We start from the raw sequence: 15,552 nt of genomic DNA on the forward strand, positions 1-15,552 counted from the left end.
CGATGAGCAGGAGTACGTCCCTCCGCGACCACGTGGCCGCCGGAATCCTCGACATCGCCGCCGAGGTCCTTGCCGAGCGCGGCGACTCGGCGAGCATGGTGGACATCGCTGCGGCGGCCGGCGTGGCGCGGGCCACCCTGTACCGCTACTTCCCCAACCGGGACGCGCTGCTCCGCGCCCTGTACGAGGCGGCATTCGCGGACCTGGACGAACGCATCTCCGACGCGCAACTCGACGCGGCGCCGATCGACGAGGCGATCGCCCGGATGACGCGTGCGGTGCTCGCGGCGACGAACAAATACCGGGCACTCGGGCTGTTCAAGAAGACGCCGGGCGAGGCCCAGCAGGCGGACCATCGACTCACCGCACCGCTTCGCGCGGTGTTCGAGCGGGGTGCCGCCGAGGGCTCTTTCCGCGACGACCTCCCCGTGCAGACGCTCGCCGAGGTCTACTTCGGACTCCTCGAAGGGACGGTCTCGCGGGTGATCCAGGGCCAGCTCGGCGTCGAACAGGCCAGCGCCGCGATCACGGGCATCTTCCTCAACGGCGTGCTCGACGCCTCCGGCCACGGACGATGAGGGCCTGCACGTTTCGTGTGACAGCGGGTGGGCCTGTGAGCGTGTGACCTTGGCCTGTCTAGGCTCGGACACGTGGACTCGTCTGATCGCTCACGGGCTTCTGGCGGTGAACGGCCTCTGGCCGTGTCGGCTGATGTCCGGGTGCGTGGTGCCCGTGAGCACAATCTCAAGAATCTCGATGTCGACATTCCCCGGGATGCCCTTGTGGTGTTCACCGGTGTCTCCGGGTCGGGTAAGTCGTCGCTGGCGTTCGGCACGTTGTTCGCGGAGTCTCAGCGGCGGTATCTGGAGTCGGTGGCTCCGTACGCTCGTCGGCTCATCGAGCAGGCCGGTGTCCCCGACGTCGACTTGATCGAGGGGATGCCTCCCGCGGTCGCGCTGCAGCAGCAACGTGGTGCGCGTAGTGCCCGGTCGTCGGTCGGAAGCGTGACGACGGTGTCGAGCCTGGTGCGCATGCTCTACTCGCGTGCCGGAAACTACCCGGCGGACCAGCCCATGCTCTTCGCGGAGGACTTCTCTCCCAACACCGTCGAAGGCGCGTGCCCGGCGTGCCACGGCATCGGCCGGGTGTACGAGGTACCCGAGCGGCTCATGGTTCCCGACCGGTCGCTGACGATCCGGGAGCGGGCGATCGCCTCGTGGCCACCGGCGTGGCACGGGCAGAACCTCCGCGACATCCTGGTGTCACTGGGGTACGACGTCGACACCCCGTGGAAGAAGCTGCCGAAGAGGGACCGCGACTGGATCCTGTTCACCGACGATCGCCCGACGGTGCCGGTCTATGCCGGCTTCACCCCGGCGCAGACCCGTAGAGCGCTGGCGCGGGAGATGGAGCCCAGCTACCAGGGAACGTTCATCGGAGCGCGCCGGTACGTTCTGGACACGTTCGCGAACACCAAGAGTTCGTCGGTGAAGAAGCGTGTCTCCCGGTTCGTCAGCAGCGCGGTCTGCCCGACGTGTCATGGCAGGCTGCTCAAGCCCGAGGCCCTGTCGGTCACCTTCGAAGGGCTGGACATCGCCGAGTTCTCCCAGCTTCCCGTGGCCCGGCTCGCGCGGCTGCTGGCACCCGTGCTCGGCGACACCTGGACGCCGACGGACATCGGCTTGGCCGCCGTCCTCGACGAGGACGCGCGGCACGCTGCCGTCGAACGCAGAGTCGCGGCCGGCGGGTCGGCGCACAAGACGGCTCCGGACGTACGGCATACACCGAACATGTCCGTCGAGAAACGGGCCGCCGCCCGACGTCTGGTCGCCGAGTTGCTGGACCGGCTGCGGCCGATCATCGACCTGGGGCTCGGTTATCTGTCGCTCGATCGCAGCACACCGACCCTGTCATCGGGGGAGTTGCAGCGTGTGCGGTTGGCGACGCAGTTGTCCTCGCAGCTCTTCGGTGTGGTGTACGTGCTCGATGAGCCATCGGCGGGACTTCACCCACGTGATAGGGACGCTTTGCTGGCGATCCTGGAAGATCTGAAGAGACGCGGTAACAGCGTGTTCGTGGTCGAGCATTCGCTCGATATCATCCGGGCGGCCGACTGGCTGGTGGACATCGGCCCGGAGGCCGGTGAGGACGGCGGCCTGATTCTCTACAGCGGACCTCCCCAAGGCCTGGCCGACGTCGGCGAGTCGGCGACGCGCCGCTACCTGTTCGGCCATGAGCGGCCGGTGCCCCACACCCCCCGGATCGCCGGTGGCTGGCTGCGGTTGGACAGGGTGAGCCGCAACAATCTCCGCGATGTGTCGGTGTCGTTCCCGTTGGGGTGCCTGACGGTGGTCACCGGGGTCTCGGGATCGGGAAAGTCGAGCCTGGTCGGTCAGGCCCTCCCGACGCTGGTCGGAGAACATCTGGGTCGTCCCGTCGCAGGGGCGGCCGACGACGTCGGTGACGACCACGACCTGCTGCTGTCCGGAGTGTCCCAGCCCGTCGACGGCAGGATCGTCGGCGGTGTCGGCGACCTGCGTCGCGTGGTCTGTATCGACCAGAAGCCCATTGGCCGTACGCCGCGGTCGAACGTCGCCACCTACACGGGCATGTTCGACCACATCCGCCGCCGGTTCGCCGAGACACCGAAGGCACGACGCCGGCGCTATGACGCCGGGCGGTTCTCCTTCAACGTCGCGTCGGGGCGGTGCCCGACGTGTGAGGGCGAGGGGTGGGTGATGGTCGAGCTGCTGTTCCTGCCCAGTGTCTACACCCCATGCCCGGACTGCCACGGAACCCGCTACAAGGACAGCACGCTGGAGATCATCTTGCGCGGCCGCAATATCGCGGAGGTCCTCCAGCTGAGCGTCGACGAGGCACGCTCGTTCTTCGAGGGTGACACCGAGGTGCTGCGCTCGTTGACGGTTCTGTGTGACGTCGGGCTGGGCTATCTGCGACTGGGGCAGCCTGCGACGGAGCTGTCCGGCGGCGAGGCCCAGCGCGTCAAGCTGGCCACCGAGCTCCAGCGCGCACACCGCGCCGACGCGCTGTACGTACTCGACGAACCGACCGCCGGACTCCACCCCGCGGACACCGACCGGCTGATGCTGCATCTGCAGAAGCTGGTGGATGCCGGTAACACGATCGTGGTCGTCGAACTGGACATGCGGGTGGTGGCGCAAGCCGACCATGTCATCGACCTCGGTCCCGGCGCCGGAGATGAGGGCGGCCGCGTCGTCGCCACCGGGACACCGGCCGAGGCGGCGGCGAACGCTCGCAGCGTGACCGCCCCCTACCTCGCCGCCGCCATCAAAGATCTACCAAAACGCACGCGACGATCGACCCGGAGTGCTTCCTCACCTGGCAGGCGCTGAGCGCCCGTTTGCCGGGGGTGGAGGTTTTACCCCGGCAGCCGCCAGGGAAGGGGGGTAGTGGAGTACCGCTCGTGCCACGGGGTGAGGTGGGCACGACGCGCCAGGTCGCGGGGGAAAACCGTGGCGTATTCATGACTGACCCCGGACGTGCGACCTTGTGACTTCCTCACTCCGCGATCACAGAAATTCGTCGGAAAGGAAGTGGAAAACCATGACACACAACGGTAATCGCCTCGTGACGTTCCACGGCCGAGAAGACGTCCGGGTCGACACCTACAAGTTCCCCGAACTGACGATGCCCAACGGCAAGAACGCGCCGCACGCGGTCATCCTCAAAATCATCAGTACCAATATCTGCGGCAGCGACCTGCACATCTACCGGGGCTCGTTCGCGGTCCCGTCGGGTATGACCATGGGTCACGAGATGACCGGTGAGGTGGTGGAGGTCGGTTCCGACGTCGAATTCCTGCACATGGGCGATATCGTCTCGGTGCCGTTCAACGTTGGCTGTGGCCGCTGCTACAACTGCAAGCACATGCGTACCGACGTGTGTCAGTACGTCAACGGTGACCAGATCTTCCCGATCGCCGGCACCACCCAGCACGTCGACTGCGGCGCCTACGGCTTCAACCTCGGCCCCCCTGTCCGGTCGGTCAACACCGCCGCCGGCTGGGCCGGCGGTCAAGGCGACTACCTGATGGTGCCCTACGCCGATTTCAACCTGCTTCGGTTCCCCGACCGGCACGCCGCCATGGAGAAGATCCGGGACCTCACCCTGCTCTCGGACATCCTGCCGACCGCATTCCACGGTTTCGCCGCACCCGACTGGCCGGCGATGCCGTCGTTCGGCGTGGGCCGCAGTGTGCTGATCTTCGGCGCCGGGCCCGTCGGCCGCTGCGGCGCCGCATGCGCGCGGCTGCTGGGTTACGGCGCGATCATCGTCGCCGACTACCTGCCCGACCGGCTGGCCCTGCTCGAGCCGCACGGTATCGAGACCATCGACCTCAACGATGGCGTGGCGATCGAGGACCACCTGCGGCGCATCACCGGTAGGGAGACCGCCGACCGCGTCATCGACTATGTCGGCCTCGACTCCCGCGGTTTCGGTTCCGACGCCGACCGGCCCGTCGAGAACGCCGTCACCAGCGCCCTGCTGAAATACGTCAGCTTCGGCGGCACCACGAGCACCGTCGGCGTGTACTGCGCCAACCCGCTGGCCGAAAGCGCCGACTACAAGAAGGGGTCGATGACGACCGAGTGGGCCGACGCCTGGATCAAATCGCCGCGCATGGCGGCGGGCCAGTCGCCGACGATGTCCTACAACCACGGTCTGATGGAGGCGATCCTGCACGACCGGATGCCGTACTTGACCCCGATGCTCAACACCACCGTCATCACGATGGACGAGGTACCCGAGGCCTACAAGGTGTTCGCTGAAGGTTCGCCGTACAAGTATGTGATCGACCCGCACGGCTCGGTCAAGGGCGACGTGCCGCACGGCCTCAACCCCGGCAACCTGAGCAAGGAACGGTTCACCCCGCTGGCCGGCAAGCCCATCGCGCTGGGCAGTGCCTCGTAGATCGTGATCTTTGGGCTGCGGTAGACCGTGGCGGGTGGATGAACGCCTGAATCGCCATGATCTGACTGATGAGGAGTGGGCGCTGCTGCCCGTCGGTAGATTCCTGAGCAGTACGTGAACTGGAAGACCCTCTACGGGCGGCATCGCCGCTGGTCACTGGGCGGGCCCCGGGAGCCGGATCTTAGACGGGCTGTGATGAGGCCGAGGGACCGGACCCTCGGCGCGGACTCGACGATCAACCGGGCCCGCGGCCGGAGCCCGCCCTGCTCAGGCACGAGCGAGCAGACGAACCGCCGCCAGCGACGGCACACCGCAGAAGCCGGCACGAGCCGTCAGCACCATGCCGCGCCGTCGGCAACCGGCAGGAACCCCGGCGATGTGCGGTCGATCTCCACCCGGCCGTTCCGGCAGGCGCACTACGCGGTCTTCCCAATTGATTTGCGGGCGCGGTGCATCGCCGCCGGATGTCGGCCGCGCGGCACCGTCGTCGCCCCGTTCGCCGGAGCTGCGACCACCGGCCTGGCCGCCCGCGAGCTCAACCGCTCCTTCATTGGCATCGAACACGACTCCGCCGTGTGCGGCCTTGCTGGAGACCGCCTGTCGTGGGACCGGAATGAGCCCGGGGGGAGAACTGCGGTGACCTCGCGGCGACGAGAGAACAATGGCCATCAAGCAGCCTCCTCCGACCAGCGGGGCGGGGGATATGCTTACGGGCCCGAGCGCGCCCCCACCGATTGTGGCCACGATCGCGAGTATCCAGCGTCGCTACGCCGAACTCGTTAGACAACGCGGCGACGCTCAGGCCCAGTTGTCAGACCTCAACGAGCAAGACCAACCTCTGGCAAGCGACGATCTCTCGCTCCTGGAGGACATTCCTCAGATGGCGATCGGTCTCGACAAGCTCCCCGAGGACCTGCGACGAAGGCTCTACGACGCCTTCCAACTCCAGATCCGCTACAACAAACCCCGACACGAGGACACCGTCCGTACGTTCGCCAAGACAGCATCTGCAGCCGCCGGAGGGTCGACCACGCCATCGCGTAGGTCACGCAGGTCACACACGTCGACCAGAGTTTCCATGTTCTGGGTGCCCCCGGCAGGATTCGAACCTGCGGCACACGGTTTAGGAATTCGCTGGGGTTCATGCCGGACGGCAATGGATGATGTCGCCTTCGCGCATTCTTGCAGCTAGCTCACTCGGCTACGTGTCGATCAATCCCGGGGATGCTGCGCGCTGTTGTCTCCGCGTAGTCCGTACGGGCTCCCCTCGGGCCCCCATTACAGCCCCGGACGCGGCGATCGAAGCGCCCTCTACAGGTCTTGATCAGACCAAGAAGCAGGGGTAGGCCAATCAAGAGCTATCGGATGGTGACCTCTGATAATGGACTGTGACGTTTTGTTCGGGTTGGCAACCGTAACTGGTTGGGGTTCGGGGTCATTCCCGAGTGAAGATCTCCTTGGCGGCGTCGAGGCGTCCGGCTGATCGCAGTGTGGCCGCGGTCGCCTCTGCCGCAGCGGAGACGAAGCGGTGGACCGGCCAGTCGTCGGTGGTGGTCTGGTCGTCGAGGATGGCCTGCGTGTCGTCGCCGGCTCCGACGTCTCCGTTTGAGGTCGCCTGTTGACCGGTCAGTTGGCGGGCATCGTTGATCCATTGGCGTGCCCGTTCGCGGGCCGCCGGCTCTGTTCTTGGGTCGTCGCCGGTGAGGTCGGGAAGGTCGGCGGCCATCTCGCCGGCTGTGGCGGCGGAGACGTGTGCGACAGTGGCCAGGGCCCCGAGGCGGACGGTGGCATCACCGTCGTGGTCGGTGAGGACGACGGTGGCGTGGAGTGCTGCTCTGGCGAGCAACTCCATGGTCATCTGACGTGGGGAGGAGATGTGGCGTCCGACGCCGCGATAAGGGTTGACGTCGGTCTGCGTCAGCCGCGCCGCGAGACCGGCGACGTCCAGTGCGGCGCGTAGCCGGTCATTGAATTGTTCGTCGTGGACCAGCGCGTCTTCGAGCGCTCCGTGCATCTCGTCGTATGGGTCGCCGTGTTCGTAGTCGATCTTGTCTGCATCGGTCAGCAGCTGGGCTTGGACGAAGGCGGTGAGACCGGAGCGCATGTCCGCGGGGAGTGGTTGATCATCGACGGCCTTGCGCGTCGGCTCAGGACCGGCCATCAGCAGGGTGTTGTAGACGACGTGGTGGAGGGCTCCGGGGTTTGTGGCGATGCACTCGATCAGCCGTTCGCCCTCGGCGGTGTCGAGCGTCTCCGGACGGCGGATCGCCAGCCACATGGCGGCGTGGGCCAGCGCCGCGCTTTGAGCTTCGTCGGAGTCGTGCTCGGTGGTCGCGGCGATCTCTTCGGCTTCCCATGCGGCCAGGGTCGAGATGAGCCGGTCGTCCTCTAGCTCATAGAGCAGCTGCCAGGGCCCGGCGGTGTCGGAGAGTGAGTACGCGAGTGTCGCCAGGGCTCGTACACCGGCCCAGAGGAGTTCGTGGAGCTGGCGCGCCGTGCGTTGTTCTGTCTGGGCGGGTGATTCGTCCTTCGGGACCTGCTTCCAGGTTAGTGAGTGGTCCTCCATGAAGTCCGACAGGAGTACGTGTCCACGCATTTCATCGTCGTCGGCACAGTCGTCTTCCGGGTCGAGCTCGGTGGCCGCTCGCGCCCTGGTGAGGAGGTCCTCGGCCAGGGCGGGATCACCGGATCCTCGTACGGTCAGCTTCGCCGTCTCACCGGTCTCGGCCTCGTGGTCGGCGGCTAGAACCAGCAGTGTTCCCAGGGCGCCCGTCAGCTCTCTGCCCCACGGATGTTCGTTGCCGCCGGCGATGACATCACCTGCATCGATGTGGGGGGTTCGAGTCTTCGCGGGGTCCCACAGCGACCGGACGGCGCGCGCGAGCAGGTACTTCGCCGACAACGTCAGAAGTTCTTCATCGAGCAACTCAGCGGGTGACCATCTGCGCGTCGGTGTCGGTATGTCGAAGGACTGTGCCCAGTCGTCGTCGATCGGTTCGGCGGCGGGGGAAACGCTGACGTTCTCGGTGGTGAACTTCAGCAGGGTCGGGGACCAGGTGGTCAGGTGCTGGGAGAGGGCGGCTGCGGCCAGTGCCGCCTGCGCCAGGTCCGTTCCCTCAAGGAGGACCAGAATGATCGCACCTTCGGGGTATCCGAGGATCCGATAGTCGAGGATGTTGCCGCCGTCGGGCTTGTCCTCTGCCAGCGGTGGGTCCAGGTCTTCATCCTCGGAAACGGCCAGTGGCGACTCCCACCCCGCTTCGATCGCCGTGGCCATCGCCTCCAGCACTTGGTCCCCGTCGTCGGTATCGCTCCGTGGAGCCGCCAACGTGATCTTGCAGAGGTGCGGCATGAACTCTCCCACCGATCCACCGTGGCCAAAGTTCGATTCTCTCTCGCCGTGATGTCCGATGAGCACCGCTCATCGGGATCGAGCTTGCACCCACTCATCGCGGAGTTGGACGTGGGCGGTGTTTGGCGGACGGAGATCAATGCGGATAGGCGGGGGAGGGCTGGTATCGGGCGGGTCGGGTGCGAAGAACCGCCAGGGTCACGTCCAGCGGGGTGGTCACTAGGGCACCATGGCTGTCGCCAGGCACACGGGTGCGCGGTGATTGGACTCGGCGGGGGCTGAGATGACGGCCTGGAGTGGTCGCCGGAAACGGCCGCGTACACACTGCCGCGCTCGGCTCTTTCCGGGGGCTGCGGACCGGCAACAGGGAGATGCGCTCAGAGCGCCGCTTAGTGACCATCCGGTGGCCGGCCTCCCCGCCGAGCTGTCCCTGCCATCGGAGGAGTCGAGTTGTCGCTTGCGCTGGGTGAGGCGTTGTTCTTCGTCGGGATCGACTGGGCCGCGTCCGAGCACGCGGTGTGCGTGATGGATGAGGCCGGGAAGATCGTGGCCGAGTTCACGATCAAGCACACAGCGGACGGGATCGCCCAACTGGTGCGCCGGCTGGCCAAGTACGGTGACTCCGAACAGGTACCGATCGCGATCGAGCGCCCCAACGGCCGGCTGGTCGACCTGTTCCTGGAGGCCGGTCATGCTGTCGTTCCGGTCAAGCCGAACGCCATCAAGACCTGGCGGGAAGGCGAGGTGTTGTCGGGAGCTAAGTCCGATGCCGGAGACGCCGCGGTCATCGCCGAGTACCTGCGGTTGCGGCAACACCGCCTGCGGGTCGTTACCCCTTACTCCAGCCAGACCAAAGCCGTGCGCGCCGTGGTGCGCACCCGCGACGACCTGGTCGAGATGCGGGTGGCGGCGGTCAACCAGCTATCAGCGCTGCTGGAGGCGCACTGGCCCGGAGCCAAAGCGCTGTTCGCAGACGTCGCCTCGCCGATCAGCCTGGAGTTGCTCAGCCGTTATCCGACGGCGGCCGCGGCCGCTCACCTGGGCGAAAGGAGGATGGCCGCGTTCTGCACCAAGCACGCCTATTCGGGCCGGCGCACAGCCGCTGAGCTGATGGCTCGGCTGCGCGCCGCACCGGCCGGGACCTTCGATCCGGCCCTCACGCCTGCCCTCAAAGACGCCGTGCTCGCGCTGGTCACTGTGCTCAAGACCCTCAACACGGCGTTGAAGGACATGGCCAAGTCCGTCAGAGCCCGTATGGCGGAGCATCCAGACGGTGCGATCTTCACCTCGCTGCCGATGGCGGGGCAGATCAACGCCGCTCAGATCCTGTCCGAGTGGGGCGATTGCCGCGAGGCCTATGCGGGGCCCGACTCGGTCGCCGCTCTCGCCGGGATGTGCCCGGTGACCAAGGCCTCGGGCCGGCATCGATCCGTGGGGTTCCGGTGGGCCTGCAACAAACGCTTCCGCAAGGCCATGGCCTCGTTCGCTGACAACAGCCGGCGTTCCAGCCCGTGGGCTGCCAAGATCTACACCGACGCCCGAGCTAGCGGCAAGGACCACGCTCATGTGATCCGTGTCCTGGCACGCGCCTGGATCCGCGTCATCTGGCGCTGCTGGCTCGACAGCGTTCCCTACGATCCTGCCAACCACGGCGCCGCAGCGGCTCTCATCCAGCCGAAAGCCGCCTGAGGTTGACACAGGGAGTGTGTACGAGTCCGGCCTGGTTGCCTCCGCGTGATCCGTTGTTGCGGCAGTCATTGTCCTGCAACAGTTCCTGGCCAAAGGCTGGCTTTCGCCAGCCCAACGGAGCGTAATCACAGCGTATGCCGGGGCCGCTGTCCCAATAGCCGCTGGCACCGCCGCACGGATGATCGCCGAGCGGGGCGAATACGACCTTGCAACCTCAGCTGCCGCTCTGCGCGCTGTGCGACGAGGGTAACGCCGAAGCTTGCGTCGGAGATCGGACGCCCCCCACGTGGGGGTGTTTCGATCTCCGAGCCCACCATACGCACCCCAGGTCAGACCTCCCTCACGCTCGTGGGGGTGTTCCGCTGCCGGATCCGTCTCGATTCCCTTATCGATCGAGGTGCACTCGTCTGCCGCTGATCGGTCGCGGATCAGGCGATCAGGTCTACATGCGCACCCTGATGCCGCGATCGCATGCGATCTGCGGTGGCGCGCGATGTCCATCTTCCTGGAGGGCGGCGTGACCGATCCGCCATCGAAGGGCGGCTGATCAAATACCTCAGGCGTCAAGCCGTTGTGGCGGTCTGAGAATCGGTGGACTCTAAGCTCAATGCCACCGAAACTCCACCTCCCCCAGCTCCACCTCCGGTCGCCATGACGGCCTGACGACGACCGCGCTGATCTCAGCCAACCGCAGCGCCGCCTCGATCACGAAGCTTTGGCAGAACTGGAACTCCTCCACGCTCGGCGCATAGCTCGCCTCCGGGTCGAAGACCACATGCTCTGCGGAGTAGCGCCGAACCTCGGGAGTAAGGCGATCGAACTGGACGTAGCGGTAGTAATCGATTCCGATTGCCATGACCCGCATGGCCTTCTGTAGTGAAATGACCGCTTCCACGGTGAGATCGAGCGCCTGCCCGATCCTGTCTTTCGCGAAACGGTCCGCAGCACGTGCGTGCCCCTTGTCTGAAGGGGACGTCTGCAACTGATTCACCATCCCCCCGATTCCTCTGAACGCGGGGGTCCGGATGGTCCGGCCGAAGCTGAACTCGGACTGAATGGCGTGCGCGGGTCCCACGTGCTCTTGAAACAGGTCATCGAATGCGATTACCAGGTACCCCATCGCTTGCGTTCGGTCTCCTTCGGCTTCCGCCTCAGCCGCTTCCTTCAGCTTCTGCCGCGTCCCTTCCTGAGGTACGACATCGGCCATCTCGATCTTGGCGAACTCAACCCCAAAGACCTTCGGGGTGTTGTCCTCGAAGAAGGCCGCGGCGTCGGCGCGGAACTGTTCGATGCCGGTCGGGCCGGGCCACGTGTTCGCATGCTTGAAAGCGTTGCGCTGGTCCGTAAGCCTTCCGACACCCTTCCGACCGGACAACTCGGTCCCGTTCAGCTCCCTGTTGATGTTGTCGAAGTACCTCTGAGTGAAGTTGCCCTTCTCCGGGATGTTGGCGCCGAGATGCTCGCCAGCGAGCAGCAGGAACAGCTCCACTGCGTCGTGATACATCAGGACACACATGAAGTTCATAGGCGGGGGCAAACGGCTTTGCTCGGCGGCCTGCTGGTGAAGCAGCCGGACAAAGGCCAACCGGTCCATCGTCGGTGGGTTGAGCGCCACGGGCTACCGACCTCTCATCTCAGCCAAGCTTCACCTCTCGCAGATGCCGATGCACCGGATGCGACCGGGGCTGTACAGCGTGCGACCTGAGTAGTCGTGTCCACCCACGGGCTGCACCTCGACCAGGCCGCCGCACCGGAGACAGTCCGGGCGCCACTGGGCGTCGAACTCCTCGGCGGTGTAGCCGCCCGGCTGTGGGTGTGCGTCTCCTTCGGAGAACTTGCCGTCCTCGTCAAAGCGCCATCCCTGCTCAGCGCTCATAGCTCGCCGTCTGCCCTCTCCACTCCCCGGACGTTGCTGAGCAGATCCCACAAGCGGGTGCTCGGTCCCCATTCCGGTTCGATGAGCGCGACCTAGTGGGTCGACGACGTCTACGAGATCGCGCCCCGCCCGCCGGCGGGGACGCTCGACGCGATGTCGGGCGAGGCCGCCGCGGCGCCCGACGATCCCGAGCTGGCACCGAGGACGTTCATCGTTCCCGGCTTCGGTAAGGGCGCGGCCACGCCGATGATCCCGACCGCAGCCGAGAAGCAGACCTGGGCCGACCGGATCCTCCCGCTGTTCACGGACGGGCAGGAGCACACCCTCGGCCAAGTCATCGACGACATCACCAGCCGGGCCGCACTCATCCGCAGTACCTACGACCCGCACCCCACGATCCTGGAACCGCTCAGCGCCCGCACGGTCATGCTGACCCTGGTGAGCGAACAGATTGGCATCGCGGGAGGCTCGGCTCATCACATCACTCGGCTTTTTGTGGACGTGGGGATGGTTCTCTCCGCTTATCGTGAGAGGAACGATCCGGATCGCGGGGCCGCTCCGCAGCGGCGAGATCTCGTCGGTAGGTGCTCAGCTCGTTGTCGTAGCGCCTTTCCCGGGTGATGAATGCGGCGACCCCGCCTTCGAGGACGTTCTGGATCTCGCGGCGGACCTTCATGACCTCGATCGGTCCGAGGTGCTGCTGGCCGTCGGACTCCTTGACCCTGAGGCTGCCTTCGTGCGCTTCCAGCACGAGGATCTGTTCGGCGTCGCTCAACACGGGGATGTTCGCGTTGTGCGTGACGATGATGACCTGCCGCTTCCACCGGCTCTTCCGCAGCTCGGTGACGATCAGTTGGGAGATCAAAGCGGTGTCGAGGTCGTCCTCAGGCTGGTCGATCACGAGCGGCTCGGTGCCTTGATGGAGGACGAAGCTGAGCATTGCTGCGCTTCGCTGACCAGGTGAGCCGTGGGAGACGTCCTGCCAGTCCTCGGCATGGTCCGCTCGGCCGCCGGTCTTGAGGAAGCGCATGGTGATTACGTCGTCGGCCATGAGCATTGAGAGCCGCAGCCGTAGCGTCGCGTCCAGCTTCTGTAGTTTCTGCCACCAGGGCTTTCGTACGTCGGGTAGGTCGTCCTCAAGGAGCCGGTAAGCGGCGGGCTGGGAGTCGACGAGCGCATGCCGCCATGTCAACAGGCGAGCCTCAAAGTTGTCGGTGCGACCGGACCACAACCACTTTGCTACGGCACGAACGTCTGTCACGAAGCCGTCTACTCGCAGATTCAGCAGTTCCCGAGCGGCGCTTTCCCACCCGGCCCAGTCGCCATGTGAGGCGAGGTCGAACCGCAGTGACCCGCTTTTCCTGTGGACATCGTCCACAAGGTGGGTGCGTCGGCGTCGGCGCCCGTCGTAGAAGGTCGCCAGAGCATTCCAGGCGCTGGCCTCGTCCTCCTTGAGCTGGGTGAGACGCCTCTGTTGCTCTTCAAGGTCGGCCAGCCCGCGCTCTACTGTGGAGAGTTCTTCGCGCAGCCCCAGATACTTTTCGGGGTCGACGCCGGCTTCGCCCAGTTCTGCCTGATAGGCGGCCTCGTCGTCGGCGGCGTGCCTGACTTCGTCGGCCCACGGTCCTTCTTGCCTGGCGGCTTCGGCCGCTTTCGCGTCTGTTTCAGCCTGCCCGGTGGCGGTGAGCAGGTCGTTCAGCAATCGAGCGCGGACGTCGTCGAGTCGACGCAGGTGAGGCGCCCGAGTGCTCGACCGCGCGTCAGGCTGGCTGGCGTGGGAGCTTTGAGAAAGCAGCCCTTCCGCATGTCGCCGGATGTCACTGATCGTCTGGTTCAAATTCGTGGCGATGGATTCGAGTTCGGCTCGTTCGCGGAGGATCGCCTCATTGTGTTCCCGGCGCGTCTTGAACTCGGCGTTGTCGAGGACCGCGATCTGCCGGCCGAGCTCTACCGCTCGCGCCTCCAGCTCGTTCTTTCGGCCAAGTGCGACCTGAACACGCTGTCTTTCACGTACAAGTTGCTCGCAGCGGTCTTCGAGCGCGGCCCGGCCCTCGGTGAATTCGTGCCGTGATCCGTCTCCGGCGGCCTCGACCGCCTCATCGATGAGGCCGAGCAGGTTCCGCGAGGCAACGTACGGGTCCGAGGGGACGGACTTGATCCGCTCGTACAGCTCTTTCTGACCGAACAACCGAATGGGAAACGCGGTCTTGGTCGTGATGCCTCGATCCGTCGTCGGGCCGTCCTTGCGGGTCCAGTGCGCGCTCTGCCGTTCACCGGAGATCTCGAGGTGGTGTGCGGCGGCCAGCTCGGCGGTATCAAATACCCGCTCGACGAAGTCCTCGGTCTCCGCGCGGAGGGATTCCGGAAGGCCGTCGGTCGTGCCGTAGAGCTGCCTGAGCGCTGCCACGATCGTCGACTTGCCTGAGCCGCGCCCACCGATGATGACGTTCAACCAGGGCACGAACGTGACGTTCATCGGGCTTGCGGAGTTGCCCAGCCTGCCGCCGAGAGTCACGGACTCGACCCAGGCGTGGTCGACATGGTTCGGGTCTGGCCGGTCGGCCAGCCGGTCATCCCAGTCGCAGATAATCCGGGCTTCGTGGTCGAGGAACGCCTGTCTCAGCCCCTCCAGCGAGGGCTCGTTCATCCGGATCCAGGAGAAACGGCTACCGAGATCCTCAACGCAGTAGGCGTCGGACGTGCTGATGAACGCCAGCCTTTTCAGGCACGGAAGATCGTCCAGCTCCCGCGCCCGGAACCGCTGATTGAATCCCTGCCTCTTACCTTCGGCTCCTTCACCAGCGTTGAAATGGCCAACGTCGACGGCGGAGAGTCGATCATGGTGCAAGGCCTTCCACCGAAGTGTGTCACCCACGGTCTTGAGAGATGCGAGGCCATTGTCTGCGAGCGCGTGCGGCGCGATCGCCAGCCAGCCGTCCGGTAGATCGTCAAGGATGTCCCCGATTGATCGGGGGGCTGGCGCGGGGTCACGCTTTCGAGCCGGATTGAACTTCGGATGCTCTGGCTCGTCGAACCCGCAGACCTTCGCAAGCAAGATCTCGATGTCCTGCTCGGTCTTGCTGAGATCACCGATGAGAATGAGGTGTGCGCCGTCCGACCCGGTTCCCGTCGTCACCTCGACGCCGGGGAAGACGGTGATACCGGCCCGGACGCCGGCGTCCTTCATGTCGCCGAGCCAGGTGGCCGTGTGGTGATCGGTGAGAGCGATGACCTCGATGCCGCGTCTCTTCAAATGGTCCATATAAAGATCGGCGAATGCCTTGCGATCATCGGGCTTATCGAAGTTGTAGCTTCTGTCCTTCGGTAGCCTCATTCGCCAGGCGGGGGTCGCTACCTGAAGGTCGCACTTGTACCACTTTGACGTCATTGTCGCCCCCGGCTTTGGCGCGTTCCTCATCGCCGCAGGCGCGGCGTTCCCATCTGGCCGGCAAAGGTCTAGACCGGTCAGAGATGAGTGGCGTCGCGATGTGTCGTACACGGGCCATCGCGTCCCTCCCGCCACGCGGATCATCTTCGCCAGTGCATTGGACAATTGCAACAACATTCACGCGTGTCCCCGCATAAACGCTTACGCGGGGCTTCACCTACTTGCTCCGCGCGGTCCGTCCCGGGACCGAAGGTGGCGCCTGCACCACCGCCCCCGAGCCCGCCTCGACGAGCA

General features: G+C 65.7%; 9 protein-coding genes. 5 read left to right on the forward strand and 4 right to left on the reverse strand.

Annotated features, from left to right (window positions below; translation table 11 throughout):
- Positions 1–2 precede the first annotated feature (2 nt).
- The 4 genes from ACFFNX_RS01175 (at position 3) to ACFFNX_RS01190 (ending at position 5,736) form a co-directional block, all read left to right on the forward strand.
- Complete coding sequence (locus ACFFNX_RS01175; RefSeq protein ID WP_378193625.1) at positions 3–578, forward strand: TetR/AcrR family transcriptional regulator; 576 nt, start codon at positions 3–5, stop codon at positions 576–578.
- 141 nt (positions 579–719) lie between these two features.
- A complete protein-coding gene (locus tag ACFFNX_RS01180) occupies positions 720–3,374 on the forward strand; it encodes an excinuclease ABC subunit UvrA (protein WP_378193628.1) in 2,655 nt (884 codons plus the stop codon).
- A 157-nt stretch (positions 3,375–3,531) separates the two neighbouring features.
- Positions 3,532–4,953: an alcohol dehydrogenase catalytic domain-containing protein gene (locus tag ACFFNX_RS01185; RefSeq protein ID WP_378193631.1), complete on the forward strand. Its 1,422-nt coding sequence runs from the start codon at positions 3,532–3,534 to the stop codon at positions 4,951–4,953.
- Positions 4,954–5,148: 195 nt separating this feature from the next.
- Positions 5,149–5,736 carry a DNA methyltransferase gene (locus tag ACFFNX_RS01190; protein WP_378193766.1) on the forward strand — a complete coding sequence of 196 codons (588 nt, stop codon included), beginning with the start codon at positions 5,149–5,151 and terminating at the stop codon, positions 5,734–5,736.
- A gap of 652 nt (positions 5,737–6,388) precedes the next feature.
- On the opposite strand, the gene ACFFNX_RS01195 is transcribed toward ACFFNX_RS01190, so the two are convergent.
- Complete coding sequence (locus ACFFNX_RS01195; RefSeq protein WP_378193634.1) at positions 6,389–8,317, reverse strand: hypothetical protein; 1,929 nt, start codon at positions 8,315–8,317, stop codon at positions 6,389–6,391.
- A 438-nt stretch (positions 8,318–8,755) separates the two neighbouring features.
- On the opposite strand from ACFFNX_RS01195, the gene ACFFNX_RS01200 reads away from it, so the two are divergent.
- Positions 8,756–9,994, forward strand: coding sequence for an IS110 family RNA-guided transposase (locus tag ACFFNX_RS01200; RefSeq protein WP_378193637.1), 1,239 nt, complete (start codon positions 8,756–8,758; stop codon positions 9,992–9,994).
- A gap of 604 nt (positions 9,995–10,598) precedes the next feature.
- Here ACFFNX_RS01200 and ACFFNX_RS01205 read toward each other — a convergent pair.
- The 3 genes from ACFFNX_RS01205 to ACFFNX_RS01215 all read right to left on the reverse strand — a co-directional run bounded on the left by ACFFNX_RS01205 (position 10,599) and on the right by ACFFNX_RS01215 (position 15,435).
- Positions 10,599–11,609: a hypothetical protein gene (locus ACFFNX_RS01205; protein ID WP_378193640.1), complete on the reverse strand. Its 1,011-nt coding sequence runs from the start codon at positions 11,607–11,609 to the stop codon at positions 10,599–10,601.
- A 30-nt stretch (positions 11,610–11,639) separates the two neighbouring features.
- Complete coding sequence (locus ACFFNX_RS01210; RefSeq protein WP_378193643.1) at positions 11,640–11,870, reverse strand: hypothetical protein; 231 nt, start codon at positions 11,868–11,870, stop codon at positions 11,640–11,642.
- A gap of 481 nt (positions 11,871–12,351) precedes the next feature.
- Positions 12,352–15,435 carry a TrlF family AAA-like ATPase gene (locus ACFFNX_RS01215; protein ID WP_378193646.1) on the reverse strand — a complete coding sequence of 1,028 codons (3,084 nt, stop codon included), beginning with the start codon at positions 15,433–15,435 and terminating at the stop codon, positions 12,352–12,354.
- Positions 15,436–15,552: the final 117 nt, after the last annotated feature.

Source organism: Actinoallomurus acaciae (genome assembly GCF_042429965.1).
GTDB lineage: Bacteria > Actinomycetota > Actinomycetes > Streptosporangiales > Streptosporangiaceae > Actinoallomurus > Actinoallomurus acaciae.